Source organism: Streptomyces sp. Tu 3180 (assembly GCF_009852415.1).
Lineage (GTDB): Bacteria > Actinomycetota > Actinomycetes > Streptomycetales > Streptomycetaceae > Streptomyces.
On sequence record NZ_WOXS01000002.1, the window covers coordinates 3,606,414 to 3,630,610 of the forward strand.

A 24,197-nucleotide genomic window follows, 5' to 3' on the forward strand; every position below is an offset into this window, starting at 1 on the left:
GAAGTCGGTTCGGCGTCGAAACGGGCTGGGTTCTCCGCACCCTCGGGCGGGTTGGTGGTGCGGCTGTCGGGCAGGACAGGACGGGCACGGACGCTCAGCCGACAGTTCGTGCGACGCATGTGAACGACGCCGCCCTGCGCCGGTGTACGTCCGGTGCATCCGCCGGGCGCGCCGCCGCGCGCTCCGGCCCCTGACCGCTACAGGTTGTCGAAGATCCGCGCGACAGCCTCCCAGAAGCGATACCAGCGGCGGTGCCGCCTGCCGCAGTACCGCCGCCTGCGCCACCGGCTGCGTGGCTGCTGCACCGGCGCATGACACCACCTGCACGGCCGCGTACGGCCTGCGGATCCCCCACCCATGCCGCACACCGTAGCGGTGCGCCCCTCGAAACCGGCCCGAGGAGCACCCGGCCGTGGGCAACGCCGGCATCCGCCGCCCGGACCGCGGGATCCGGACAACCACGAGGAAGCCGGAGGCCGTGCGCCGGGGCGGGCTGTGGCCGCTGAACGGTGCCGAGCGGCGGGCCGTGGTCCGGCGGTCCGGGACGGGCGGCGGGTGCCGTGCCCGCCGGTGCTCCGGTCCGTCCTCGTCCGCTCCTCGCGGGGATCTCTGTTCGGCCAACAAACGGGAACGGACGCCCCGTTCGTCACTCCCTGCCCCTAGAGTGCTCACCGTCGGGCTTTCTGAACACGTTCAGAAAGACGTGGGGCCCGGCGCCGGGGGGGGAGGGCCCGATGGGCAGGGGGGTCAAGGCCGCCGTCATCGGCGGGGTGTTCGCGGTGATGGTGGGCGGGGCCGGGTACGGCGCCTACAACCTCGTGTCGGCGGTGAGCGGCGACGGGGGCGGTGGCGCCGGCGAGTCGGTGCCGAAGTCCGGGCCGCCGGACCGGGACGAGGTCACGGAGACGGCCGGGAAGTTCTTCGCGGCCTGGGAGAAGGGGCGGGCGGCCGAGGCGGCGTCGTACACCGACGACGCGCAGGACGCCGGGGCGCTGCTGACGGCGTACGGCGACGAGGCGCACATCGGTGACGTGCGGATCACGCCCGGGAAGGCCGTCGGCACCACCGTCGCGTTCACCGTGAAGGCGACCGTCACCCACGACGGGAGGTCCGAGCCGCTGGCCTACCGGAGCGAGCTGACCGTCGTGCGCGGGAAGACCACCGGGCGGGCGCTGGTCGGCTGGGAGCCGTCCGTCGTCCACCCCGGCCTCCGGGACGGCGACACCCTGGTCACCGGGGAGTCCGCGCAGCCGCCCGTCGAGGCCGTGGACCGCGACGGCACCGTGCTGACGGAGGAGGAGCACCCCTCCCTCGGGCCGATCCTGGACACCCTGCGCGAGAAGTACGGCGACGAGGCGGGCGGCACCCCCGGTGTCGAGCTGGTGATCCGGCACGCCGAGGGGGCCTCGGGCGAGGCCGCCGCCGACACCCCGCTGCTCACCCTCGCCGAGGGGAAGCCGGGCCGGCTGCGCACCACCCTCAGCGCCGGCGTGCAGGCCGCGGCCGAGAAGGCGGTGAAGCGGTTCGCCGAGTCGTCGGTGGTGGCGGTGAAGCCGAGCACCGGTGAGGTGCTGGCGGTGGCCAACCACCGCCGGGACGGGTTCAACGCGGCCTTCCAGGGCCGGGTCGCCCCCGGCTCCACCATGAAGATCATCACCGCCGCGATGCTCATCGACAACGGCGTGACCTCCATGAACGGCCCGGCGCCCTGCCCGCCCACCGCCACCTGGCAGAGCCAGACCTTCGAGAACCTCACCGGCCTGCGGCCGAACGAGAACGCCACCCTCGCCGACAGCTTCCTGCTCTCCTGCAACACGGCCTTCATCAAGCTCGTCGACGAGGAGCCGCTCACCGACGCCTCGCTCACCCAGGAGGCCCAGGAGCGGTTCGGGCTCGGCCGGGACGACTGGAAGACCGGCATCGTCTCCTTCGACGGCAGCGTCCCCGCCGTCAGCGGCCCGGACCGCGCGGCGAACGCCATCGGCCAGGGCCAGGTGCAGATGAACCCGCTGAACATGGCCTCCGTGACGGCCACCGCCATCACCGGCACCTTCCGCCAGCCGTACCTGGTCTCCCCCGACCTCGACGGCCGGCGGCTCGCGCAGGCCGGGGGGCTGCGGGCGGACACCGCGGCCCAGCTCAAGCAGATGATGCGGCTCACCGCCGCCCGGGGCACCGCCCGTGAGGCCATGTCCGGCCTCGGCGGCGACGTCGGCGCGAAGACCGGGTCCGCGGAGGTGGACGGCAACGCCGCCTCCGACAGCTGGTTCACCGGCTTCCGCGACGACGTCGCGGCGGCGGCCATGGCGCAGCAGGGCGGCCACGGCGGCGACGCGGCCGGTCCGATTGTCGCAGCCGTGCTACGAGCGGGCTCCTGAGCGCGCCGCGCACAGGACGGGACTTTAGGGTGGTGGCCGTCGTCGGCACACACGGGCGCCACCGGCGCGGCGGCCACCCCGACGCCACGGGCGCCGTGCACGGCCGCGAGCACCACCAGCACCATCGAGCACCACGAGCGCCACCAGGGCCGCGGGAGCCCGGCGAACAGCGGAGGAACGGAACACAGTGGGCAACAGAGGGCATGTCGCCGAGCGACGGAAGACGAGACCCGCCGTGCTCGGCGGAGCGATCGCCGTGGTCGTCGGCGGTGTCGGGTTCGGCGCCTACGCGCTGCTCGGCGGCGGTGCCGCCGGGGACGGGACGCGCACGGCCTCCGCGCAGCAGGCCGAGGAGGTCAGGACCGGCCCGCTGTCCGCCGCCGAGGTCACCGACACGGCCGAGCGCTTCCTCACCGCCTGGCAGTCCGGGAAGGTGAGCGAGGCGGCCGCCGTCACCGACGACCCGAAGGCCGCCGCCGCCCTGCTCACCGGTTACGCCGAGGACGCCCGCGTCAAGGACGTCACCCTCACCGCCGGCACCCGCACCGGCGCCAAGGTCGCCTTCTCCGTGAAGGGCACGGTGTCGCACGGGGACCTCGCCGCGCCGCTGGCGTACGACAGCGCGCTGACCGTCGTGCGCCGCGCCGGGGACGGCGCGCCGCGGGTGGACTGGCGGCCCGCCGTCCTGCACCCCGACCTCGGGGACGGCGACAGGCTGGTCACCGGGGAGGCGGGCACCCCGCCGGTCAGGGCACTGGACCGGGACGGCGGCGAGCTGACCACCCGGAAGTACCCGTCCCTGGGCACGGTGCTGGACGGTCTGCGCGAGAAGTACGGCGAGAAGGCGGGCGGCGAGGCCGGCGTCGAACTGCGGGTGGTGCGCGGCAAGGAGTCGAAGAAGGCCGAGCTGTCCGACAAGACCCTGCTGGAGCTGAGCGAGGGCACGCCCGGCACGGTGAAGACCACGCTGGACCCGTCCCTGCAGGCCGCCGCCGAGGAGCAGGTGGCGAAGAAGGCCAAGGCGTCGGTGGTGGTGCTGCGCGCGTCGACCGGCGAGATCCTGGCGGTGGCGAACTCCTCGCACGGTTTCAACACCGCGTTCCAGGGCTCGCTCGCCCCGGGCTCCACCATGAAGGTGATCACCTCCTCGATGCTGATCGAGAAGGGCCTGGCCTCCATGGACGAGAAGCACCCGTGCCCGAAGTACTTCAGCTACGGCGGCTGGAAGTTCCAGAACGACGACAAGTTCCAGATCAAGGACGGCACCTTCAAGGCGAGCTTCGCCCGCTCCTGCAACACGGCCTTCATCAGCCAGGCGCCCGAGCTGGAGGACGACGACCTGACCGAGCAGGCCCAGCAGGTCTTCGGGCTGTCGATGAACAACTGGCAGGTCGGCGTGCCCACCTTCGACGGCTCGGTGCCGGTGCAGTCGGCGGCCCCGATGGCGGCCTCGCTCATCGGCCAGGGCGGGGTGCGGATGAACCCGCTGAACATGGCGTCGGTGTCGGCGACGGTCAAGGCGGGCGTCTTCCACCAGCCCTACCTGGTCGCGCCCGAGGTGGACGGACGCAAGCTGGCGACGGCCTCGCGCACCCTGTCGGCCGGCACGCTGGCGCAGCTGCGGGAGCTGATGTCGTACACCGCGGCCTACGGCACGGCGGCGGAGGCGATGGCCGGGGTGAGCGGTGAGACCGGCGCCAAGACCGGGTCGGCCGAGGTCGACGGGCAGAAGAAGCCCAACGGCTGGTTCACCGCCTACCGCGGGGACCTGGCGGCCGCGGGTGTGGTCCAGGCGGCCGGCCACGGCGGCTCGACGGCCGGGCCGATCGTGGCGGCCCTGCTGAAGAGCGGCGGCTGAGCCGAGGGGGTCAGTGCGCGACCGGCTGGGCGGCGACGGCGTACGTCCGGCGCAGGAACCGGACCAGCGCCTTGGTGTCGAACTGCACCACGGACACGCCCTGCGCGGAGTGGAACTCGAGCACGGTCTGCACCCGGCCGCACGGCCACACGCGCACCGCGCCGCTCCCCGCGGGGGTGCGCAGGCCCCGCTCCAGCAGCTCCCGCTCGACGGTCCACTCGCGCGCCCCGGCGCCCGGCAGCCTCACGCGCACGCACCGCGGGTCGTGCTCGGGGTCGTACCTCAGCACCACGGGTACGGCCCCGCGGTCCTCGTCCAGGAGATCCGTGACGATGTGTGCTCGCGCGTACTGCTCGATTACGGACATCGGTGGGCCCCTTACGCTGTGTGATCGACCTGACCCGGCCGTGCGATCCGTGTACCCACCCCCAGCTCCATGGTGCACGCATTCCGGAATCAATGCCTCCGCTTCTGGCGCCGAGGGTGCGCGCGGCACGGGGCAGGGGGTGGTCCGGGTGAGATAAAACAAGCTGCTCGCTCTTGCGACAGGTTTGCAGCAGGCCACATCATCGAACCGTGCACGCACCCGACGGATTCATCGACGCCCCCGTGTCCGCCGCGGCCGGAGTGGTCGCCGCCGCCGCCCTCGCCGTGAGCCTGCGCGGCGCGCGCCGCGAGCTCGAGGACACCTCCGGTCCGAGCGCAGTCCAGGCCGGCGCGGAGCGCACGGCCCCGCTGGCCGGTCTCGTGGCGGCGTTCATCTTCGCCGTGCAGATGCTGAACTTCCCCGTCGCGGCGGGAACCAGCGGCCACCTGATGGGCGGCGCGCTCGCCGCGATCCTCGTGGGCCCCTACACCGGGGTCCTGTGCGTCTCCGTCGTCCTGCTGCTGCAGGCCGTCCTCTTCGCCGACGGCGGCCTGACCGCGCTCGGCGTGAACATCACCACCATGGCGATCACCACGACGGTCGTCGCCTACGCGCTCTTCCGCGGCCTGGTGGCCGTGCTGCCGCGCACCCGCCGCTCGGTGACCGCCGCGTCCTTCGTCGCCGCCCTGGTCTCCGTCCCGGCCTCCGCGATCGTCTTCACCCTGCTCTACGCGATCGGCGGCACCACCGACGTCTCGATCGGCAAGGTCGCCGGCGCCATGGTGGGCGTGCACGTCCTCATCGGCGTCGGCGAGGCCGCGATCACGGCCCTGACCGTCGGCGCCGTCCTCGCCGTGCGCCCGGACCTGGTGCGCGGGGCGCGCGGCGTCCGGCAGAAGCTCAAGCTGCGCGTGAACGGCGAACTGGTCGACGCCCCCGACACCGGGCCGGCCGCCGCCCCGGCCGCGGCCCGCTCCTCGCGCAAGGTCTGGGCCGCCGGCCTGGTCACCTCCCTCGTCCTCGCCGGATTCGTCAGCTTCTACGCCTCCGCCGACCCCGACGGCCTGGAGAAGGTCGCCACCGACCACGGCATCGACGAGAAGGCCGAGGAGCACGCGGCGGCCGGCTCCCCGCTCGCCGACTACGGCGTCGAGGACGTCGGCGACGCCCGTCTGTCCGGCGGACTCGCGGGCGTGATCGGCGTCGGCGTCACGGTCGTCGCGGGCACGGGCGTGTTCTGGGCGGTGCGCAGGCGGCGCGCCGGCGAGGAGGCCGAGGCCGCGTCGCCCACGGACACCCGGGCCGCCCAGGACACGAGCGTCTGACGTGGGCGCGGATGGGGGCACCGCCCTGCTCGAGCGAAGCCGAGAGCCCGGGGGAGCACACCGGCTCTACCGGCACGGGCACTCCCCCGTGCACGCTCTGCCGCCGCACACCAAGCTCGCCGCCGTCTTCGCCTTCGTGGTGGTGGTCGTGTCCACCCCGCGCGAGGCGATGTGGGCGTTCGCCGTGTACGCCGTGCTGCTCGGCCTGGTCGCGTACGCCGCCCGCGTCCCGGCCGGTTTCCTGCTCAAGCGGCTGCTGATCGAGGTGCCGTTCGTCGCCTTCGCGGTGCTCCTGCCGTTCGTGGCGGAGGGCGAACGGGTCGACGTCCTCGGGCTGTCGCTGAGCGTGAACGGCCTGTGGGGCGCCTGGAACGTGCTGGCCAAGGGCACCCTGGGCGTCGCCGCCTCGGTCCTGCTGGCCGCCACGACCGAGCTGCGGGAGCTGCTGCTGGGCCTGCAGCGGCTGAGGCTCCCGCCGCTGCTGGTGCAGATCGCCTCCTTCATGGTCCGCTACGGCGACGTCATCACCGACGAGATGCGGCGCATGCGGATCGCCCGCGAGTCCCGCGGCTTCGAGGCGAGCGGGGTGAGGCACTGGGGCGTCCTCGCCAAGTCGGCGGGCGCGCTGTTCATCCGCTCCTACGAACGCGGCGAGCGGGTGCACCTGGCCATGGTGAGCCGCGGATACGCCGGTTCCATGCCGGTCATCGACGAGGTGACCGCCTCCCGGGCCCAGTGGTCGTCCGCGCTGGCCCTCCCCTGCGCCGCCCTCGTCGTCTGCCTGCTGGGATGGATGCTGTGATGGGTGCTGTGACAGCTTCTCTGGAGGTCTCCGGCCTCGCCTTCGCCTACCCCGACGGCCACCAGGCCCTGTTCGGCGTCGACTTCCGCATCGCCCGCGGCGAGCGGGTCGCGCTGCTCGGCCCGAACGGCGCCGGCAAGACCACCCTCGTGCTCCACCTCAACGGCATCCTGTCCGGCGGCACGGGCACGGTGAAGGTGGCCGGGCTGGAGGTGGGCAGGCGGCACATGGCCGAGATCCGGCGCCGGGTCGGCATCGTCTTCCAGGACCCGGACGACCAGCTCTTCATGCCGACCGTGCGGGAGGACGTGGCGTTCGGCCCGGCGGCGGCCGGGCTCAGGGGGCCCGAGCTGGAGGAGCGCGTGGACCGCGCCCTCGAGCAGGTCGGCATGGCCGGGTTCAAGGACCGGCCCCCGCACCACCTCTCCTTCGGCCAGCGGCGCCGGGTGGCCGTGGCGACCGTGCTCGCGATGGAGCCGGAGATCCTGGTCCTGGACGAGCCGTCCTCCAACCTGGACCCGGCCTCCCGCCGCGAACTGGCCGACATCCTGCGTTCCCTGGACGTCACCGTCCTGATGGTCACGCACGACCTGCCCTACGCCCTCGAACTGTGCCCGCGCTCGCTGATCCTGAGCGACGGGGTGATCGCCGCGGACGGCCCGACCGCCGGCCTGCTCTCCGACGACGGCCTGATGCGCGCGCACCGCCTGGAGCTGCCCTACGGCTTCGACCCGCGCTCGGTACCGGCGGCAACATCGCCGTAACGATCGGGCCGGGCCGCCGCACCCCAGGAATCGCGGGCGGACGGCGACCGTTGCACCCACCGTCACAGGCGATCGAAAGGAACCGGCGGACGTGGATGCGGGCGTGGACGTGAGCGTGGACGTGCACGGCACGGTGGCCGAGGGCTTCGAGCCGGTCCGGGCGGCGTTCGCACGGAACTTCGGGACGCTCGGCGACCGGGGCGCGGCGGTCGCCGTGTACCGGGACGGGCGCAGGGTCGTGGACCTGTGGGCCGGGGCGAAGGACGTCGACGGCACCGAGCCGTGGCGGCGGGACACGGCCCAGGTCGTGCGCTCGGCGACCAAGGGCGTCGCCGCCGCCGTGCTCCTGCTGCTGCACCAGCGCGGCGAACTGGACCTGGACGCGCCGGTCGGCCACCACTGGCCGGAGTTCAAGACGCACGGCAAGGAGCGGGTGCTGGTCCGGCACGTGCTGAACCACCGCGCCGGGCTCCCGGTCCTCGACCACCCGCTCACCCCGCGGGAGGCGGCCGACCCGCTGCGCAGCGCCGAGGCGCTCGCCGCCCAGCCGCCCGTGTGGGAGCCGGGCACCGACCACGGCTACCACGCCCTCACCTACGGCTGGCTGCTCGACGAGCTGGTGCGGCGCGTGACCGGCCGGGGCTCCGGCGAGTGGATCGCGTCGGAGATCGCCGGCCCGCTGGGACTGGACCTGTGGGTGGGGCTGCCGGAGGAGCGGGCCGGCCGGGTGGGCCGGGTCGGCCGGATCGACGGACCCGAGCCGTCCGGCGTGCTCCGCGCCCGCCCGAAGCGCTCGGTCACCGACGCCTACGCCGACCCGGCCTCCCTCACCCGCCGGGCCTTCGCCGCGATCACCCCCTTCCCCGACCAGAACGACCCGGCGTTCCGCGCGGCGGCCCTGCCCGCCGCCAACGGGATCGCGACGGCGGACGGGCTGGCCCGCTTCTACGCGTCACTGATCGGCCCGGTCGACGGCGTGCGCCTGTTCACCCCGGACACCGTCGGCCTGGCCCGCGCCGAGGAGTCGGCGGGCCCGGACCGCGTCCTGGTCGTCGGCACCCGCTTCGGTCTCGGCTACATGCTGCACGGCAGCGCCTCGCCCTTCCTCGGCCCGGGCTCCTTCGGGCACCCCGGCCGCGGCGGCTCCCTCGGCTTCGCCGACCCGGAGACGGGCATCGCCCTCGGCTACGTCACCAACGGCTTTCGCAGGACCGTGACGGCGGACCCCCGGGCGCAGGCGCTGATCCGGGCGGTGCGGCAGGCACTGGGCCGGCCGGGGTCCTGACTCCTCACACGTGGATCGGGTGCGAGATGCGGCCCGACGCCTCGTCGATCTCGTCGTGCGCCTTGGTCAGCAGCCGCATGGCGAGTTCGTTCAGCGCCCGGGCGCCGGCGACCTCCTCACCGACCCGGGGCTGATTCGCGTCGGTGTGGTGCCGGCTCGCGTGTCCGTTCGCCCGCACCGCGGTGCCGTCGGGCAGCCGGACCATCGCGACCGCGCGCGTGTGCTGGTCGTCCTCCTGGAACTCCAGCTCCACGTGCCATCCCACTGCGGTGTGCATCATGACGATCACCTCCGGAAGCTCTCATTCCAGAGTGCTCCTCCGCCCGCCCGGACGCACCCGGCCGGGCACCGGCGGATCCCGCCGCGCGGGGAGGCCGGGACGCGCCCCTCACCGACGGGTCCGGCCGGCGGGACGGCCGGCGGAAGGGTCCCGTCGTCCCGGACGGCCGGCGGCCGCCCGGGGCGCCGTCGGCTACCCCGCGTGCAGCATCAGCCCGATGCCCACGACCAGCAGTCCGGCCGCGGCGATGCGTGCGGCGCCGAAGCGCTCCTTGAAGAACAGGGCCCCGATCGCCGCTCCGACGATGACCGAGGACTCCCGCAGGGCCGCGACGGGGGCGAGTTCGGCGCGGGTCTGGGCCCACAGCACGAGCGCGTACGCGGCGACGGACATCGCGGCGCCGAGCAGCCCGGGGCCGGCGTGCGGCCGGAGCAGGGCGCCCGTCCGCCGCCGCCGGCGCCGGAGCGCGTACGCCGGGATCACCGTGCCCTGGACGATCATCAGCCAGGCGGTGTAGCCGAGGGGGGATCCGGAGGCGCGCACGCCGAGTCCGTCGACGACCGTGTACGCCGCGACGGTCAGGCCGGTCGCCAGCGCCGCGCCGATCGCCGCCCGGTCGGGCCGGCGCCCGCGCAGCCCCCACAGGGCGACGCCGGTCAGACCCGCGCAGGACAGGGCGATCCCGGCGGCGGCCCGGCCGTCCGGCACCTCGTGGGCGAACACGGCGGCGAGGACCGTGACGACCAGCGGCGCGCTGCCCCGGGCGAGGGGGTACGCCTGGCCGAAGTCGCCCAGCTCGAAGGACGTCATCAGCAGCGCGTAGTACGCGATGTGGACGGCGGCCGAGCAGAACAGGTACGGCCACGCCCCGGCCGCCGGGAACGGCACGAACGGCGCCGCCGCCAGCCCGATCAGCAGCCCGCCGCCCGAGATCAGCGTGAACCCGGCCAGCTTGTCGGTGATCCTGTGCGCGAGGGCGTTCCAGCCGGCGTGGGTGACCGCGGCGAGCAGGACGGCCGCGGTCACCAGCGGTGTCACGGGGTGCGCTCGCGCACGTCCACCAGGGTGCCGCCGGCGTGGGCGATCAGCGTCTCGGGATCCATCGGGAAGACGGTGTGCGGGGTGCCGGCCGCCGCCCACACCACCTCGTGGCGGAGGAGGGAGCGGTCGGCGAGGACGCGGGTCGTCGTCCGGTGGCCGAAGGGGGGCACGCCGCCGATGGCGTATCCGGTGGTCTCCCGCACCACGTCGGCCTTCGCCCGGGCCACCTTCTCGGCGCCGAGCTCCTGGCGCACCCGCTCGACGTCCACCCGCGAGGCGCCGTCCATGAGGACCAGCACGGGTACGCCCTCCCCGAGTCCCCGGTCCCGTTCGAGCAGGGGGGACCCCCATGCCGTGAAGATCAGTGACTTGCAGATCTGGCTCAGCCCGCACCCGATCGCGGCGGCGGCCTCGGCGGCGGTGCGGACGGCTCCGGGGAAACGGCGGACCTGCCCGGTCACCTCCGCGAGCCCCATCTCCCGCAGGGCCTCGGCGAAACGGGGATGGGCTCCGGAGCCCTCGGTGTCGGTGGCGGCTGTCGTCATGCAGGGCACGGTAGCGGCCGGTGCGGAGGGCGGGCGAGCGCATTCCGCGGGCCCCGGACGGCACCCCCCGGACCGCGGGAGACATCTCCCCGGACCACGGGCGGCGTTCCCGGACCGCGGAGACGGCACGGCCCCGCAAAGGGAAAGCCGGTGAGGGCACCCCGTCCCCACGGAGCCCTCACCGGCTGGTCCGGTGACCGGTCGGACCGTCAGACCCGTGCGGGTTCCCGGTCCTCGTCCCTCTTCTCGTCCAGCGCGCGCAGGCCCTCGCCCTCGACGTCCACGTTGGGCAGGGCGCGGTCCAGCCACTTCGGCAGCCACCAGGCCTTCGCGCCGAGCAGGGCCAGGACCGCCGGGACGATCGCCATGCGGACGACGAACGCGTCGAAGAGGACGGCGACCGCGAGGCCGAAGCCGATCATCTTGACCATCGACTCGCTGGAGCCGATGAAGCCGGAGAAGACCGCGATCATGATCACCGCGGCGGCCGTGACCACCCGGGCGCCGTGCCGGAAGCCGGTCACCACGGCCTGGCTCGGCTTCTCGCCGTGGACGTAGGCCTCCCGCATCCGGGTCACGAGGAAGACCTCGTAGTCCATGGCCAGTCCGAAGACCACGCCGACCATGAAGATCGGCATCATCGACATGACCGGGCCGGTCTGCTCCACGTTCATCAGGCCGGACAGCCAGCCCCACTGGAAGACCGCGACCACCGCGCCGAGGGCCGCCAGCACCGACAGCAGGAAGCCGAGGGCCGCCTTCAGCGGGACCAGGATCGAGCGGAAGACCACGATCAGCAGGAGGAAGGCCAGTCCGACGACCAGGATCAGGTACGGGACCAGCGCGTCGTTGAGCTTCTGGGACACGTCGATGTTCATCGCCGTGGAGCCCGTCACCAGGACGTCGGCGCCGGTGTCGGCCCGGATGTCCGCGCCCGCGTCACGGATGTCGTGCACCAGGTCCTCGGTCGTCACCGACGAGGGCTTGGAGTCCGGGACGACGGTGATCGTCGCCGTGTCGCCGGCCTTGTTGGGGGCCGCCGGGGCCACGGACACCACGTTGTCGAGGGCCTTGATGCCGTCACCGGTCTGCCGGAAGACGGCCTGCGGGTCGTCACTGCCCCGGGCGTCGACCACGACCACCAGCGGGCCGTTGAAGCCGGCGCCGAAGCCCTCGGAGAGCAGGTCGTAGGCGCGGCGCTGGGTGGTGGACGTCGGCTGCGCGCCGTCGTCGGGCAGGCCCAGCTCCAGGGAGGCGGCCGGGACGGCCGCGGCGCCCAGGCCGACGACGCCGAGCAGGAGGACCGCCAGGGGGCGGCGCACGACGAAGCTGGCCCAGCGGGTGCCCATGTTCGGACGCTGCGGCTTCTTCGCGGCGCGGCCGCCGCCGAGCAGCCTGCCCTTCTCGCCGGCCGGGCGGACCCTGCGGCCCGCGTAGCCGAGCAGCGCCGGGACCAGGGTGAGGGCGATGAGGACCGCGATGGCGACCGTGCCGGCGGCGGCGATGCCCATCTTGGTCAGCATCGGGATGTTGACGACCGAGAGGCCGACCAGGGCGATCACGACCGTCAGGCCGGCGAAGACCACCGCGGAGCCCGCCGTGCCGGCGGCGCGGCCGGCCGCGTCCTCCCGTTCGCGGCCCTCGGCCAGCTCGGCGCGGTAGCGGGAGACGACGAACAGCGCGTAGTCGATGCCGACCGCGAGGCCGATCATCGAGGCCAGGATGGAGGTGGTGGAGCCGAGCTCGAGGGCGGAGGCCAGCGCGGTGATGGTCGCGACGCCGATGCCGACGCCGATGATCGCGGTGAGCAGCGGCAGTCCGGCGGCGAGCAGCGAGCCGAAGGTGATGACCAGGACCACCGCGGCGATGCCGATGCCGATGATCTCGGCGGTGCCGGTGTGCGGTACGGCCTGCAGCGCGTCACCGCCGATCTCCACGGTCAGCCCGGCGTCGCGGGCGTCCTCGGCGGCGCCCTCCAGGGCGTCGCGGGAGGAGTCCTCCAGCTCCATGCCGGAGACCTTGTACGTCACCGAGGCGTAGGCGACGGTGCCGTCCCGGCTGACGCCCCCGCCCTGGTAGGGGTCGGTGACGCGGGCGACCTCGGAGCCGTCGGACAGCTCCTGGACGGTCTTGCGGACGGTCGCCTTGTTCCCGGCGTCGGTCATCTTCTCGCCGGCGGGTGCCTTGAAGACGACGCGTGCGGTCGCTCCGTCGGCACTGGAGCCGGGGAAACGTTCTTCCAGCAGGTCGAAGGCCTTCTGGGCCTCGGTTCCGGGGATGGAGAAGGAGGTGGTGCCGGCCGCCGGGGCGCCGGCGGCGCCGGCGCCCGCGAGCGCCAGCAGCGCCACCCAGAACAGGGCTACGAGGTGCCGTCGCCTGAAGGCGAACCGGCCGAGTCGGTAGAGGAAAGTGGCCACGAGGGCGTACTCCCGATCAGGTCGTGGGTACTTCGGGGCAGGGTGGATCAGCCCGACGACGTGAGCGGTGGCGTCAGGTGGTGCTGACCGAGGGGTGGCCGGACGGCGCCGGCCGGGGGACGGTCAGTCGAGGGGAGCGCCGAGGGCGGGGAGGACCACGGCGTCGATGTACGAGGAGAGGAATTCCCGCGTGGGCGGCAGGTCGTCGATCAGCGTCCGCGTGGCGAACGCGCCGACGAGCATGTGCACCATGTAGTCCAGCGCGGGGTTGTCGGGGCGGACCTCGCCCCGGTCGACCGCCCGCCGGACGATCCGCCGGAACTCCTCGACCTCCGGTTCGACCAGGAGTTCCTTGAACGCCTGGCGCAGGTCGTCGTTCATGTGCACGGCCATGGCCAGCGCCCGCATCAGGGCGGCATTCTGCTCCATGACGCAGTCGTCCTCACGCCCGATGATGGCGTGCAGGTCGCCGCGCAGGGAACCGGTGTCGATGTCGGCGATGCCGCCCGGCTTCTGGCTCCGCATCGCCCTCACCACCAGCTCGGCCTTGCCGCCCCACTGACGGTAGAGGGTGGCCTTGCTGGACCGGGTGCGGGCGGCGACGGCGTCCATGGTGAGGGCGTCGTAGCCGACCTCGCGGAGCAGGCCGAGCACGGCCCGGTACAGCTCGGCCTCGCGCTCGGGGGTGATCCGGCTGCGACGCGCCGTCGCGACTTCGCCCATCCCGCTCACCTTCCTCCTCCGTCCGCCCGGCCCATCGTGCCGAACGACACCGTTTCGTACACGACGAATATACCTCGCTCCCTCAGGGAAACGAAACCGTTTCGTACGTGCTCTGGGTCACGTCCCGTCCTCACCCGTTTGCCCGAGTTGCCGTGCCTCATCCCCCGGAAAAGCATGGGAAGGGTGAGTTATCTGCGCCTGCCGCACCTGAGCGGTGACCTGCTGTGCTTCGTGGCCGAGGACGACCTCTGGCTCGCCCCGCTCGACGGTCCCGGCCGGGCCTGGCGGCTCACCGTCGACCGCACCAAGCTCGGCCACCCCCGCTTCTCGCCCGACGGCCGCCACATCGCGTACACGAGCTGGCGCAGCCTCGACCCCGAGGTCCACCTCGTCCCGGTGGACGGCGGCCCGGCCACCCGGCTGACCCACTGGGGCAGCTCCGACACCCGGGTCTGCGGCTGGGCGCCCCCCGACGAGGACGGCAACGCCGAGATCCTCGCCGTCACCTCGCACGGCGAGCCCTTCTCGTACTTCACCTGGGCCTACAAGCTCGCCCGCGACGGCAGCCCGGGCCGCAAGCTGCCCTGGGGCCCGGTGTCCGACATCCAGGTCGCCGACCTCGACGGGGAGCGCAGGTCACTGCTGCTCACCGGCACCCCGCCGCACGAGCCGGCCTCCTGGAAGCGCTACCGGGGCGGGGCGACGGGCAGGCTGTGGCTGCACGGGCGGCGGCTGCTCGAGGGGATCGACGGCCATCTGCACGCGCCGATGTTCGTCGGCGGCCGGATCGCCTTCCTCTCCGACCACGAGGGCGTCGGCAACCTCTACTCGTGCGCGTACGACGGCTCCGACCTGCGCCGGCACACCGACCACGACGCCTTCTACGCCCGCCACGCCGCCGGCGACGGCACCCGGGTCGTCTACCAGTGCGCCGGCGACCTGTGGATCGTGGACGACCTGTCCCCCGGCTCCGTCCCGCGCCGGCTCGACGTACGGCTGAGCGGGCCGCGGGCCGGACGGCGCCGGTACCAGGTCCCCGCCGCCCACCACCTCGACGGGATCTCGGTCGACGAGACCGGCCGGGCGAGCGCCGTCGTCGTGCGCGGCAGCCTGTACTGGCTCACCCACCGCGACGGCCCCGCGCGCACCCTCATCGACACCCCGGGCGTGCGGGTGCGGCTGCCGGAGATGCTCGGCGCGAGCGGGGAGGTGGCGTACGTGACCGACGCCGAGGGCGAGGACGCCGTCGAGATCGCCTCCCTGCCCCGGGCCAGCGGCCAGCGCGCTCCCCGGCGGCTGGCCTCCGGGAAGCTGGGCCGGGTGCTGGAGATGGTGGCGGACCCGGACGGGGAGCGGCTGGCCGTCGCCTCGCACGACGGGCGGCTGCTGCTGGTCGACACGGCCCCCGCGCAGAACGGCTCCGGCGAAGAGGACTCCGAGGGCTCCGAGGACGGGGTCACCGAGCTGATCCGTTCCGCCAACGGGCCGGTGCGCGACCTCGCGTTCTCCCCCGACGGCGCGTGGCTGGCGTGGTCGCACCCCTGGATCGGGCGGTCGCTGCGGCAGATCAAACTCGCCCGCATCACCGAGGCGGAGGGAACCCGGACCGTCATCGACGTCACCAACGGCCGCTTCGAGGACGAGAACCCGGTCTTCACCCGGGACGGCCGCTACCTCGCCTTCCTGTCCTGGCGCGGCTTCGACCCGGTGTACGACGTGCACACCGGCGACCTGTCCTTCCCGCTGGGCTGCCGCCCCTACCTGGTGCCGCTGTCCTCGGCGACCCCCTCCCCGTTCGCCCTGAACCCCGAGGGCCGTCCGGCCGCCGGGGGCCTGGACCCGGCGGAGCGCGAGGACACCGGGGAGGGCGGCGAGAGCGGCGCGGTGACCGTCGAGGCGGAGGGACTGGAGAGCAGGGTCACCCCCTTCCCGGTCGCCGCCTCCAAGTACTCGGCGCTGCAGCCGGTCGCGGGCTGCGGACTGGTGTGGCTGCGCTGGCCGATCTCCGGCGCGCTCGGCGAGACCTTCGTCAACCCGGACGACACCAGCGGCCGGCCGACCCTGGAGCACTTCGGCATCGCCAAGGCCAGGAGGACCGAACTGGTCGGCCACCTCGACTTCTTCTCCGTCAGCGGGGACGGCACCCGGCTGGTCGTGGTCGACGAGGGCGAGCTGCGCGCGGTCCCCTCCACCGAACCCGGCGACAGCGACTCCACGGTGTGGATCGACGCCCGCCGCATCCTGCACGAGGCCGACCCGGCGGCGGAGTGGCGCCAGGCGTACGCGGAGGCCGGCCGGCTGATCCGCGCCTACTTCTGGGAGCCCGGCATGTGCGGCATCGACTGGGACGCGGTGCTGGAGCAGTACCGCCCGCTGGTCGAACGGGTCGCCTCGCCCGACGAGTTCGCGGACCTGCTGCGCGAGGTGCTCGGCGAGCTCGGCACCTCCCACGCCTACGTCACCGCCGCCCGCCGCAACGAGGGCCCGCCGCACTACCAGCGCCGCCAGGGCCTGCTCGGCGCCAACCTGGTGCACCGCGAGGAGGGTTGGACGGTCAAGCGCATCCTGGCCGGTGACTCCTCCGACTCCCGGGCCCGCTCCCCGCTGGCCGGCACCGGCATCCGCGAGGGCGCGGTCCTCACCCATGTCGACGGCCGCCCGGTGGACCCGGTCACCGGCCCCTACCCGCTGCTCGCGGGCGCGGGCGGCACGACGGTGGAGCTGACGTTCCGCCCTCCCGTCACCCACCCCCACCCTTCCACGGAAGGCCCTTCGGGCCCCTCCGATCCCGTCACCCACCCCCACCCCTCCACGGAAGGCCCTTCGGGCCCCTCCGATCCCGTCACCCACCCCCACCCCTCCACGGAAGGCCCTTCGGGCCCCTCCGACGCCGCGGAGGGCGAGGGCCCGCCCCGCCGGGTCGCCGTCGTCCCGCTGGTCGACGAGACGCCGCTGCGCTACCAGGACTGGGTGGCCAAACGACGCGAGGTGGTGCGGGAGTTGAGCGGCGGCCGGTGCGGCTATCTGCACATCCCCGACATGGGCGGCTCGGGCTGGGCGCAGTTCAACCGCGACGTGCGCATGGAGGTGTCCCGCCCGGCGCTGATCGTGGACGTGCGCGGCAACGCCGGCGGCCACATCAGCGAACTGGTCGTCGAGAAGCTGACCCGCACCATCCTCGGCTGGGACCTCACGCGCGACGCGCAGCCGGTGTCGTACGCCTCCAACGCCCCGCGCGGCCCGGTGGTGGCGCTCGCGGACGAGGCGACCAGCTCCGACGGCGACATGATCACGGCCGCCTTCAAACTGCTGAAGCTCGGCCCGGTGGTCGGTCAGCGCACCTGGGGCGGCGTGGTCGGCATGACCGGCCGGCACCGGCTGGGCGACGGCACGGTGATCACGGTGCCGATGAACGCGGCCTGGTTCGACGCCTACGGCTGGTCGGTGGAGAACAAGGGCGTCGAACCCGACCTGGAGGCGCTGCGCACCCCGCTGGACTGGGCCGAGGGCCGCTACGCCCAGCTCGACGACGCGGTCCGGCTGGCCGTCGACCTGCTGGAGAGCAACCCCCCGGCCACTCCCCCGACTTACGACGACGTCCCCGACCGTTCCCGCCCGAAGCTGCCGCCGCGCGGGTGAGGGAGGACCGGAGGGGGAGCCGGGCGAGGACCGGGGGAACGCAGGAAGGGGTGCCCTTCGCCAGGGGCACCCCTTCCGCGTCAGCGCGGGACGTCAGGCGTCATAGTCCTGGTCGAAGCGCTCCTCGGACTCCCGCCGGCGCTGCGGGTCGTTCATGTCCTCGTCCCGACGGCGGCCGCGGTTCTGCAGCTGCTCCTTGCCCTGCTGGGCGCGCTGCTTGGCCTGCTGCTGGATCTGCTCGGACTTCTCCTGGAACTGGTCCTTCATACCCATGTGGGTTCACTCCCGTGTGGGGTGGGGGAACTTGCCCGACCAGATTCACACGGTCCGTCACCCTGCGCATGTCGATCACTCACGCAGCGTAGTGCGGTGCTGCTCATCGGCGTTGCCGCCGGCTCCGACCAACCCCGTGCGGACACCGGAGAGCCGGTCCGCGAACCGCCTCATCTCCCGTTGCCCCACGGTGCCGATCAGGCCCGGCAGGTAGCCGCGCACGCCCTGCATCCCGCGCAGCCACCACTGCCCGTACACATGGCTCGCGCGCCGCTCGATCCCGTCCACGAGCCGGTCCACCGCGGGACCCAGCGGGTAGGTCTTGTTGGCCGGCCACGGCAGCCGCTGCCTCAACTCCCGCATCACGTCGTCCTGGTCGGCCCCGCGCACCATGTCGGTGTCGGTCCACGACAGGTACCCGACGCCGACCCGCACGCCCCGGTGGCCGACCTCGGCCCGCAGGCTGTGCGCGTACGCCTCCACACCGGACTTGGACGCGCAGTACGCGGTCATCATCGGCGCCGGGGTGATGGCGGCGAGCGAGGCTATCTGCAGCAGGTAGCCTCGGCTCTCGGCGAGCAGCGGCAGGAACGCCCGCGCGGTGACCGCCGATCCGATCAGGTTGACCTCGATCACCCGCCGCCAGGACTCCGGGTCGGAGTCGGCGAACGGACCGCCCGTCGCCACACCGGCGTTGGCGACCACGATGTCGACCCTGCCGAACCGCTCCTTCACCTCCCGGGCGACCCGGGTCATCGCCCCGTGGTCGGTGACGTCGGCGTACCAGTGGTCGCTGTCGCTGTGCAGCCGCGCGGAGACCTGCTTGAGCACGTCCGGCTCCAGCCCGACCAGCGCCACCTTCACGCCGCGCGCGGAGAGCTTGCGGGCCAGCAACTCCCCCACCCCGCGCGCCGCTCCGGTGACGACGGCGACCTTGCCTTCGAGACTGACCCTGCTCATGCGCTCTCCTCGGCGGGTACGACGTGGGTGGGGGCGGTGACGCGGGACGTGACATGGGCGGCGACGAGCGCCCGGATCCTCCCGGTGACCGCTTCGGGCGCCTCGACCGGTGTCATGTGGCCGACGCCCGGGAGCTCGGTGACACCGAGGCAGTGGGGCAGCGCCGCGGCCAGCGACCGCGCGTGCACCGGCGGGGTGAGCCGGTCCGCGGTGCCGACGACGATCTCGGTCGGCACCCTCAGCTCCCGCACGCCGTGGTCGAGGTCCAGCAGGCCGAGGACCTGCGACCAGGCGTGCCGCACCGTGCGCGGGCAGGCGTGCACGATCCGGGCGCACGCCTCGACCATCTCCGGGGTCGAAGCGGGGCCCATCGTCCCGTACTTGAGGATCCGGCGGGCGAGCGGCGTGACCGGTCCGAGCGGGGCCCGGGAGCCGAGGACGCGGTGGGTCAGCCAGGTCCGCACCCGGCCCGCGCGGATCGGCACCACCGTCGACTCGGCGACCAGCCGCGAACTGCCCGTGCTGCACAGCAGCACGGCCGCCGCGTGCTCGCGGAACGCGGGCCGGGAGGAGGCGGCCATCACCGTCATCCCGCCCATGGAGTGCCCGGCGACCACGGCCCGTTCCCCCGGCTCGAGGGTGGCGGCGAGGACGGCCTCGAGGTCGTCGGCGAGCGCGTCGGTGCCGCACGCGGGGCTCGCGGGGGTGCGTCCGTGGCCGCGCTGGTCGTAGGCGATGACCCGGTGGTCGGCGGCCAGCTCCCGGACCTGCGCCGCCCAGAAGGCGGTCGAGCAGGTCCAGCCGTGGGCGAGGACGACCGCGGGCGCCCGCTCGGGCCCGTGCACCTCGACGTGCAGCCGGGAGCCGTCGGCGGAGACGGCGGTCAGCTCGCGGGCGGGAGCGGGCGGGGCGTAGGGCCCTGGGGCCGCGTGGGCCGGCCGGCTCACGCGGTCACCTCGGCGCTGTCCTGGGTGACGGCGGTCTTGCGCCCGGGCGCCCGCAGAACGGCGTACTCGGCGAGGTCCACGTGCCGGGTGGCCCGCCGGAACTCGGTCGTCGTGCCCGGCCAGATGGTGGTGTTGCGCCCGCTCGCGTCCAGGTACCAGCTGGTGCAGCCGCCGGTGTTCCACACCGTGCGCTGCATCCGCTGCTGCACCCGGTGGTTCCAGGCGCGCACCGCGCTGGGACGGGCGTCGAGGGCGACCCGGCCGCCGAGGACGTCGAGCTGGCGGAGGTAGTCGGCCATGTAGTTCAGCTGGGACTCGATCATGAGGATCATGGAGGAGTTCCCGAGGCCGGTGTTGGGCCCGATGATCGTCATCCAGTTGGGGAACCCGGCGGCCGAGGCGCCGCGCAGCGCCTGCATCCCGCCGGTCCAGGTCTCCGCGAGGGTCTTCCCCTCCGCGCCGACGACCCGTTCGGCGATGGGCATGTCGGTCACGTGGAACCCGGTCCCGAACACGATCGCGTCGACCTCGGCCTCGGTCCCGTCGGCGGCGACGACGGTCGACCCGCGCACCTCGCTCAGCCCGCTCGCGACGACGTCCACGTTGGGCTGCGCGAGCGCCGGGTAGTACGTGCTCGACAGCAGGATCCGCTTGCAGCCGATGCGGTAGTCCGGGGTGAGCTTGGCGCGCAGGGCCGGGTCCTTGACGGCGCGGGCCATGTTGCGCTTGGCCAGCTGCTCGACGAAGCCCAGTTCGTTCGGGTGCTTGGTGAACGCCTGGACCTGCAACTCCCTCACGCCCCAGAGCAGTCCGCGGCGCAGCCGCGCGGTGAAGGGCAGCGTCCGGTGCACGGCGCGCTCGGCGCCGCTGATGGCGCGGTCGACGCGGGGCAGGACCCAGGCCGGGGTGCGCTGGAGGAGGGTGAGCCGGGAGACGAGCGGCTGGACGGCCGGCACGATCTGGATCGCCGAGGCGCCCGTGCCGACCATGGCGACCCGCTTGCCGCGCAGGTCGTAGTCGTGGTCCCAGCGGGCGGAGTGGAAGACCTTGCCGGGGAAGGTGTCGAGCCCCGGGATGTCGGGGATCTTCGGATCGGACAGCGGCCCGGTGGCGGACACCACCACGTCGGCGCTGAGGCTCCCGCTGCTGGTCTCGATGTCCCAGCGCAGCCGCTCGGCGTCCCACACCATCCGCTTCACCTCCGAGTCGAAGCGGATGTGGGGCCGCAGCCCGAAGACGTCGGTGACGTGCTCGAGGTAGGCGCGGATGTGCTCCTGGCCGGAGAAGGAGCGCGGCCAGTCGGGATTGGGCGCGAAGGAGAAGGAGTACAGGTGGGACGGCACGTCGCACGCGCACCCGGGGTAGCTGTTGTCCCGCCAGGTGCCGCCGACGCTGCCCGCCCGTTCCAGGACGACGAAGTCCGTGACCCCCTCGCGCCGCAGCCGCACGGCGGCCCCGAGCCCGCCGAACCCGGACCCGATCACCGCCACCCGTACGTGTTCGTGCTCGTGCTCGGCCATCCCGAAGCCTCCACGCATCGCTCAGAACTCCGCCAGTGAACACTGGCGCAATGGGGAGGGTAGAGCAGCGCCGTACTGATGGGTAGGGGGCGTGCAGCGAAAGTTACCGCCGGTACGCCCTAGGCTGCTGACGTGGCAGAGGACACTTCAGGACCCGGTGAGCGGCGCGAGTACCGCATGGAGGAGCTGGCCCGGCTGGCCGGCATCACGGTGCGCACCCTGCGCTTCTACCGCGAACGCAAGCTGCTCCCGCCACCCCGCCGCGAGGGCCGCATCGCCTGGTACGACGACCACCACCTGGCCCGCCTGCGCACGATCACGGCGCTCCTGGAGCGCGGCCACACCCTCAACGGCATAGCGGAACTCGCCGAGGCCTTCGACCACGGCCGCGACGTCGGCGAACTCCTCGGCATGGACACCCCGACCGACGAGGTCCCCGTCCGCCTCACGCCCGAGGAACTCGCCGACCGCTTCGCCGGCGAGGTCACCCCGGAGAACCTGGCCGCCGCACTGGACCTCGGCTACCTCGGCACCGACGGCCAGGAGATCGTCCACATCAGCCGCCGCCTGCTGGACGTGTCGTCCGCCCTGGTCCGCGAGGGCATCCCGCTCGCGGAGGTGCTGCGCGCCGGCAGGGAGGCCCGCGCCCACGCCGACGCCCTGGCCGACCTCTTCGCCGGCCTGATCCTCCGTCACGCCCCCGAGGAGGCCCTGCACCGCCTGCGCCCCCTGGCCCGCAGCGTGGTCGACGCGGAACTCTCGCTGGCCCTGGACCGGCGGCTGCGCAAGAAGGACTGACCGTCGCCGGCGGTCGAGGAACCGTTCCCGCACCGCCCGCCGGTGTGTCCTCCCGGCAGTGTGTCCTCCCGACGGCACGGGCGGGCCCGGCTCCGCGGCCGGTCAGCCGTCGGCGAGCTCCGCCTGCCACGGAGGGCTGGCGCAGTAATGGTTGTCGTACCGGTCGGAGGCGGCCTTGATGTCCTCGACGGTGGCCTCCCCCCGGTGGACGCGCTCCAGCAGGCGGTAGTAGTCGAAGCGGTCCATGCCGGGGGTGAAGGCGACCAGCACGTCGGCCTCCTCGCCCCGGGCCGGGGCGAAGGCGTGCGGCAACCGCGGCGGCACCGTCACGAAGTCGCCCGGTCCCAGGGTGACGACCCGGTCGCCCAGCAGCACGCGCAGGCTGCCGCCGAGCACGAAGAACATCTCGGTCGCCCTGGTGTGGAAGTGGGCCGGAGCCCCCGGAGAGCCCTTGCGCAGGGTGGCCCGGTTGGCCGTCAGCGCCCCCTGCGTCCGGTCGGAGTCGGCGAGCAGGGTGATGAGGCTGGTGGCTCCGTCCTGCAACGTCTCGGCGGAATCGGCGCGGACGAGGACGGGACGGGCGGACGCGTTCACGGGGCTCTCCTCGGGCATGACGCTCTCCTCGGGCGTGGGTTCCGGTGGGGCACGGAGCCCTCTTCGGGCGTGCTCGGGTCGGTGCGACGGCGAGGAGCGGGCCCGCACGGGCCGTCCCCGGCCGTACCGGGCTGTCCCCGGCCTCGGCCCGGCGCCGCGCCGGGCCCCCGTTCCTCGTGACCACCACGCTATGCGCGGAAAAGACCCCGGGTAGGGTGCATTCCCGTGGCCGATTCATGGGTCAATCCGGCCGAGCGCATCGGCAGTGACCTCCACCTGGACCTGGACATGTCCGGAGGCGGCAGCCGCCGCGCCGTGCTCGGCCGCGCGCTGCGCGAGGCGATCAGAGACGGACGACTGGCGCCGGGCACCCGGCTCCCTCCCTACCGGTCGCTCGCCGCCGACCTCGGGCTGGCCCGCAACACCGTCGCCGAGACCTACGCCGAACTCGTCGCCGAGGGCTGGCTGGTCGCCCGTCAGGGGTCGGGGACCCGGGTGGCGCCAGGAGCGGGGCCGGCCGCGTCCCCGCGCGCACCCCGCCCCGTGCCGGCCCGGCCGGAGCCACCCGCCCACAACCTGCGGCAGGGCCTGCCGGACACCGCCTCCTTCCCCCGCACGGCCTGGCTGGCCGCCGCCCGGCGGGCACTGAACGCGGCGCCCCACGAGGCGTTCGGGCCCGGTGATCCCCGCGGACGGCCCGAGCTGCGACGCGCCCTGTCCGAGTACCTGTCCCGCGCGCGGGGCGTGCGCGCCGACCCCGGGACGATCGTCGTGTGCTCCGGTTTCGCGCACGCCCTGCGGCTGCTCTTCGGCGGGAAGGTGCTGCGCGGCCCCCTGGCCGTGGAGTCCTACGGACTGCCGTTCCACCGGTCGGTCCTGGAGGCCGCACGGGTACGGACCGTGCCCCTGACGCTGGACGGGCACGGCGCGCGCACCGCGGAGCTGTTCACGCTGAAGGGGGTGCGGGCGGCACTGCTCACCCCCGCCCACCAGTTCCCCACGGGAGGACCGCTCCACCCCGAGCGGCGGGCCGCCGCGGTGGACTGGGCGCGCGGGAGCGGCGGCGTGCTGCTGGAGGACGACTACGACGGGGAGTTCCGCTACGACCGCGAGCCGGTGGGCGCCGTCCAGGGACTCGATCCGCAGCACGTCGTGTACCTGGGCTCGCTCAGCAAGAGCCTCTCCCCCGCGCTGAGGCTGGGATGGATGGTCCTGCCGGACCACCTGGTGGACCCCGTGCTGCGCGTCAAGGGCGAGCGTGAGGCGTGGGCCGGTGTCACGGACCAGCTGACCCTCGCCGATTTCATCGAGTCGGGCCACTACGACCGCCACATCCGCCGGACCCGGCAGCGTTACCGGGACCGCAGGGACCGACTGGTCGCGCTCCTCGCCCGCCGGGCACCGCACATCGCGCCCACGGGCATCGCCGCCGGACTGCACGCGGTGCTGGGCCTGCCGCCCGGCAGCGAACGGTCGGTGACCGAGGCCGCGGCCCGGCAGCGCATCGCCGTGGACGGGCTCGCCGGCTTCCGGCATCCGGCCGCCACCATGCCCGCGCACGACGGCCTGGTCGTCGGCTACGCCGCACCCCCCGACCACGGCTTCGGGGCGGCGCTCGACGCCCTCTGCCGCATCCTGCCTCCCCCGTCCGACGGGAGCTGACGGCTGCGGCGGGCCCGTC

The 24,197-nt window shown here is 73.8% G+C and carries 20 protein-coding genes; 9 read left to right on the forward strand and 11 right to left on the reverse strand.

From position 1 onward, the window contains the following. Positions 1 to 734: 734 nt before the first annotated feature. A complete protein-coding gene (locus GL259_RS16985) occupies positions 735 to 2,378 on the forward strand; it encodes a penicillin-binding transpeptidase domain-containing protein (RefSeq protein ID WP_159533686.1) in 1,644 nt (547 codons plus the stop codon). A gap of 187 nt (positions 2,379 to 2,565) precedes the next feature. After that, positions 2,566 to 4,236, forward strand: coding sequence for a penicillin-binding transpeptidase domain-containing protein (locus GL259_RS16990; protein ID WP_159533688.1), 1,671 nt, complete (start codon positions 2,566 to 2,568; stop codon positions 4,234 to 4,236). 10 nt (positions 4,237 to 4,246) lie between these two features. Here GL259_RS16990 and GL259_RS16995 read toward each other — a convergent pair whose 3' ends face one another. Beyond that, positions 4,247 to 4,603: an SsgA family sporulation/cell division regulator gene (locus GL259_RS16995; RefSeq protein WP_159533690.1), complete on the reverse strand. Its 357-nt coding sequence runs from the start codon at positions 4,601 to 4,603 to the stop codon at positions 4,247 to 4,249. A gap of 209 nt (positions 4,604 to 4,812) precedes the next feature. Between GL259_RS16995 and GL259_RS17000 the strand changes: the two genes are divergently transcribed. The 4 genes from GL259_RS17000 (at position 4,813) to GL259_RS17015 (ending at position 8,779) form a co-directional block, all read left to right on the forward strand. Further along, positions 4,813 to 5,928, forward strand: a complete 1,116-nt coding sequence (locus GL259_RS17000; RefSeq protein ID WP_159533692.1) for an energy-coupling factor ABC transporter permease — start codon at positions 4,813 to 4,815, stop codon at positions 5,926 to 5,928. Between the two features lie 25 nt (positions 5,929 to 5,953). Continuing rightward, the gene (gene cbiQ, locus GL259_RS17005) at positions 5,954 to 6,730 is read left to right on the forward strand and encodes a cobalt ECF transporter T component CbiQ (protein WP_159538703.1); all 777 of its coding nucleotides are present in this window, start codon (positions 5,954 to 5,956) and stop codon (positions 6,728 to 6,730) included. Next, entirely contained in the window at positions 6,730 to 7,494 is a 765-nt protein-coding gene (locus GL259_RS17010; RefSeq protein ID WP_159533694.1) for an ABC transporter ATP-binding protein, read from the forward strand. The genes cbiQ and GL259_RS17010 overlap by 1 nt, the downstream gene beginning before the upstream one ends. A 115-nt stretch (positions 7,495 to 7,609) precedes the next feature. Then, positions 7,610 to 8,779 carry a serine hydrolase domain-containing protein gene (locus GL259_RS17015; protein WP_159538705.1) on the forward strand — a complete coding sequence of 390 codons (1,170 nt, stop codon included), beginning with the start codon at positions 7,610 to 7,612 and terminating at the stop codon, positions 8,777 to 8,779. Between the two features lie 4 nt (positions 8,780 to 8,783). Here GL259_RS17015 and GL259_RS17020 read toward each other — a convergent pair whose 3' ends face one another. From GL259_RS17020 to GL259_RS17040, 5 genes are all read right to left on the reverse strand, one after another. Next, the gene (locus tag GL259_RS17020; protein ID WP_159533696.1) at positions 8,784 to 9,059 is read right to left on the reverse strand and encodes a DUF1876 domain-containing protein; all 276 of its coding nucleotides are present in this window, start codon (positions 9,057 to 9,059) and stop codon (positions 8,784 to 8,786) included. Between the two features lie 192 nt (positions 9,060 to 9,251). Next, positions 9,252 to 10,097: an EamA family transporter gene (locus GL259_RS17025; RefSeq protein WP_159533698.1), complete on the reverse strand. Its 846-nt coding sequence runs from the start codon at positions 10,095 to 10,097 to the stop codon at positions 9,252 to 9,254. Beyond that, positions 10,094 to 10,645 (reverse strand): YbaK/EbsC family protein, encoded by a 552-nt coding sequence (locus GL259_RS17030; RefSeq protein WP_159533700.1) that lies wholly within the window; start codon positions 10,643 to 10,645, stop codon positions 10,094 to 10,096. Before GL259_RS17030 ends, GL259_RS17025 begins: the two co-directional genes overlap by 4 nt. A 209-nt stretch (positions 10,646 to 10,854) precedes the next feature. Further along, positions 10,855 to 13,062 carry an MMPL family transporter gene (locus tag GL259_RS17035; RefSeq protein ID WP_159533702.1) on the reverse strand — a complete coding sequence of 736 codons (2,208 nt, stop codon included), beginning with the start codon at positions 13,060 to 13,062 and terminating at the stop codon, positions 10,855 to 10,857. A 123-nt stretch (positions 13,063 to 13,185) separates the two neighbouring features. Then, entirely contained in the window at positions 13,186 to 13,785 is a 600-nt protein-coding gene (locus tag GL259_RS17040) for a TetR/AcrR family transcriptional regulator (RefSeq protein ID WP_159533704.1), read from the reverse strand. 183 nt (positions 13,786 to 13,968) lie between these two features. Between GL259_RS17040 and GL259_RS17045 the strand changes: the two genes are divergently transcribed. Beyond that, positions 13,969 to 17,424, forward strand: coding sequence for a S41 family peptidase (locus GL259_RS17045; protein WP_159533706.1), 3,456 nt, complete (start codon positions 13,969 to 13,971; stop codon positions 17,422 to 17,424). A gap of 93 nt (positions 17,425 to 17,517) precedes the next feature. Here GL259_RS17045 and GL259_RS17050 read toward each other — a convergent pair whose 3' ends face one another. The 4 genes from GL259_RS17050 to GL259_RS17065 form a co-directional block, all read right to left on the reverse strand. Beyond that, positions 17,518 to 17,697, reverse strand: coding sequence for a hypothetical protein (locus GL259_RS17050; protein WP_159533708.1), 180 nt, complete (start codon positions 17,695 to 17,697; stop codon positions 17,518 to 17,520). A 75-nt stretch (positions 17,698 to 17,772) separates the two neighbouring features. Continuing rightward, positions 17,773 to 18,657 (reverse strand): SDR family oxidoreductase, encoded by an 885-nt coding sequence (locus GL259_RS17055; protein ID WP_159533710.1) that lies wholly within the window; start codon positions 18,655 to 18,657, stop codon positions 17,773 to 17,775. Further along, complete coding sequence (locus GL259_RS17060; RefSeq protein ID WP_159533712.1) at positions 18,654 to 19,604, reverse strand: alpha/beta hydrolase; 951 nt, start codon at positions 19,602 to 19,604, stop codon at positions 18,654 to 18,656. Before GL259_RS17060 ends, GL259_RS17055 begins: the two co-directional genes overlap by 4 nt. After that, positions 19,601 to 21,124, reverse strand: a complete 1,524-nt coding sequence (locus GL259_RS17065) for an NAD(P)/FAD-dependent oxidoreductase (protein ID WP_159533714.1) — start codon at positions 21,122 to 21,124, stop codon at positions 19,601 to 19,603. Before GL259_RS17065 ends, GL259_RS17060 begins: the two co-directional genes overlap by 4 nt. Before the next feature lie 177 nt (positions 21,125 to 21,301). On the opposite strand from GL259_RS17065, the gene GL259_RS17070 reads away from it, so the two are divergent. Next, positions 21,302 to 21,922: a MerR family transcriptional regulator gene (locus GL259_RS17070; protein ID WP_159538707.1), complete on the forward strand. Its 621-nt coding sequence runs from the start codon at positions 21,302 to 21,304 to the stop codon at positions 21,920 to 21,922. Between the two features lie 102 nt (positions 21,923 to 22,024). Here the strand turns inward: GL259_RS17070 and GL259_RS17075 are convergent, their stop codons facing one another. Then, on the reverse strand, positions 22,025 to 22,534 hold the full coding sequence (locus tag GL259_RS17075; protein ID WP_159533716.1) for a cupin domain-containing protein: 510 nt from the start codon (positions 22,532 to 22,534) through the stop codon (positions 22,025 to 22,027). Between the two features lie 207 nt (positions 22,535 to 22,741). Here GL259_RS17075 and GL259_RS17080 point away from each other — a divergent pair, with 207 nt between their 5' ends. Beyond that, positions 22,742 to 24,178 (forward strand): PLP-dependent aminotransferase family protein, encoded by a 1,437-nt coding sequence (locus GL259_RS17080; RefSeq protein WP_159533718.1) that lies wholly within the window; start codon positions 22,742 to 22,744, stop codon positions 24,176 to 24,178. The last annotated feature ends 19 nt before the right edge of the window (positions 24,179 to 24,197 follow it).

Coding starts and splice junctions, on each gene's coding strand:
- GL259_RS16985 (WP_159533686.1), top strand. CDS start 735: ATGGGCAGGGGGGTCAAGGCCGCCGTCATCGGCGGGGTGTTCGCGGTG.
- GL259_RS16995 (WP_159533690.1), bottom strand. CDS start 4,603: ATGTCCGTAATCGAGCAGTACGCGCGAGCACACATCGTCACGGATCTC.
- GL259_RS17010 (WP_159533694.1), top strand. CDS start 6,730: ATGGGTGCTGTGACAGCTTCTCTGGAGGTCTCCGGCCTCGCCTTCGCC.
- GL259_RS17020 (WP_159533696.1), bottom strand. CDS start 9,059: ATGATGCACACCGCAGTGGGATGGCACGTGGAGCTGGAGTTCCAGGAG.
- GL259_RS17030 (WP_159533700.1), bottom strand. CDS start 10,645: ATGACGACAGCCGCCACCGACACCGAGGGCTCCGGAGCCCATCCCCGT.
- GL259_RS17040 (WP_159533704.1), bottom strand. CDS start 13,785: ATGGGCGAAGTCGCGACGGCGCGTCGCAGCCGGATCACCCCCGAGCGC.
- GL259_RS17050 (WP_159533708.1), bottom strand. CDS start 17,697: ATGGGTATGAAGGACCAGTTCCAGGAGAAGTCCGAGCAGATCCAGCAG.
- GL259_RS17055 (WP_159533710.1), bottom strand. CDS start 18,657: ATGAGCAGGGTCAGTCTCGAAGGCAAGGTCGCCGTCGTCACCGGAGCG.
- GL259_RS17065 (WP_159533714.1), bottom strand. CDS start 21,124: ATGGCCGAGCACGAGCACGAACACGTACGGGTGGCGGTGATCGGGTCC.
- GL259_RS17070 (WP_159538707.1), top strand. CDS start 21,302: ATGGAGGAGCTGGCCCGGCTGGCCGGCATCACGGTGCGCACCCTGCGC.
- GL259_RS17075 (WP_159533716.1), bottom strand. CDS start 22,534: ATGCCCGAGGAGAGCCCCGTGAACGCGTCCGCCCGTCCCGTCCTCGTC.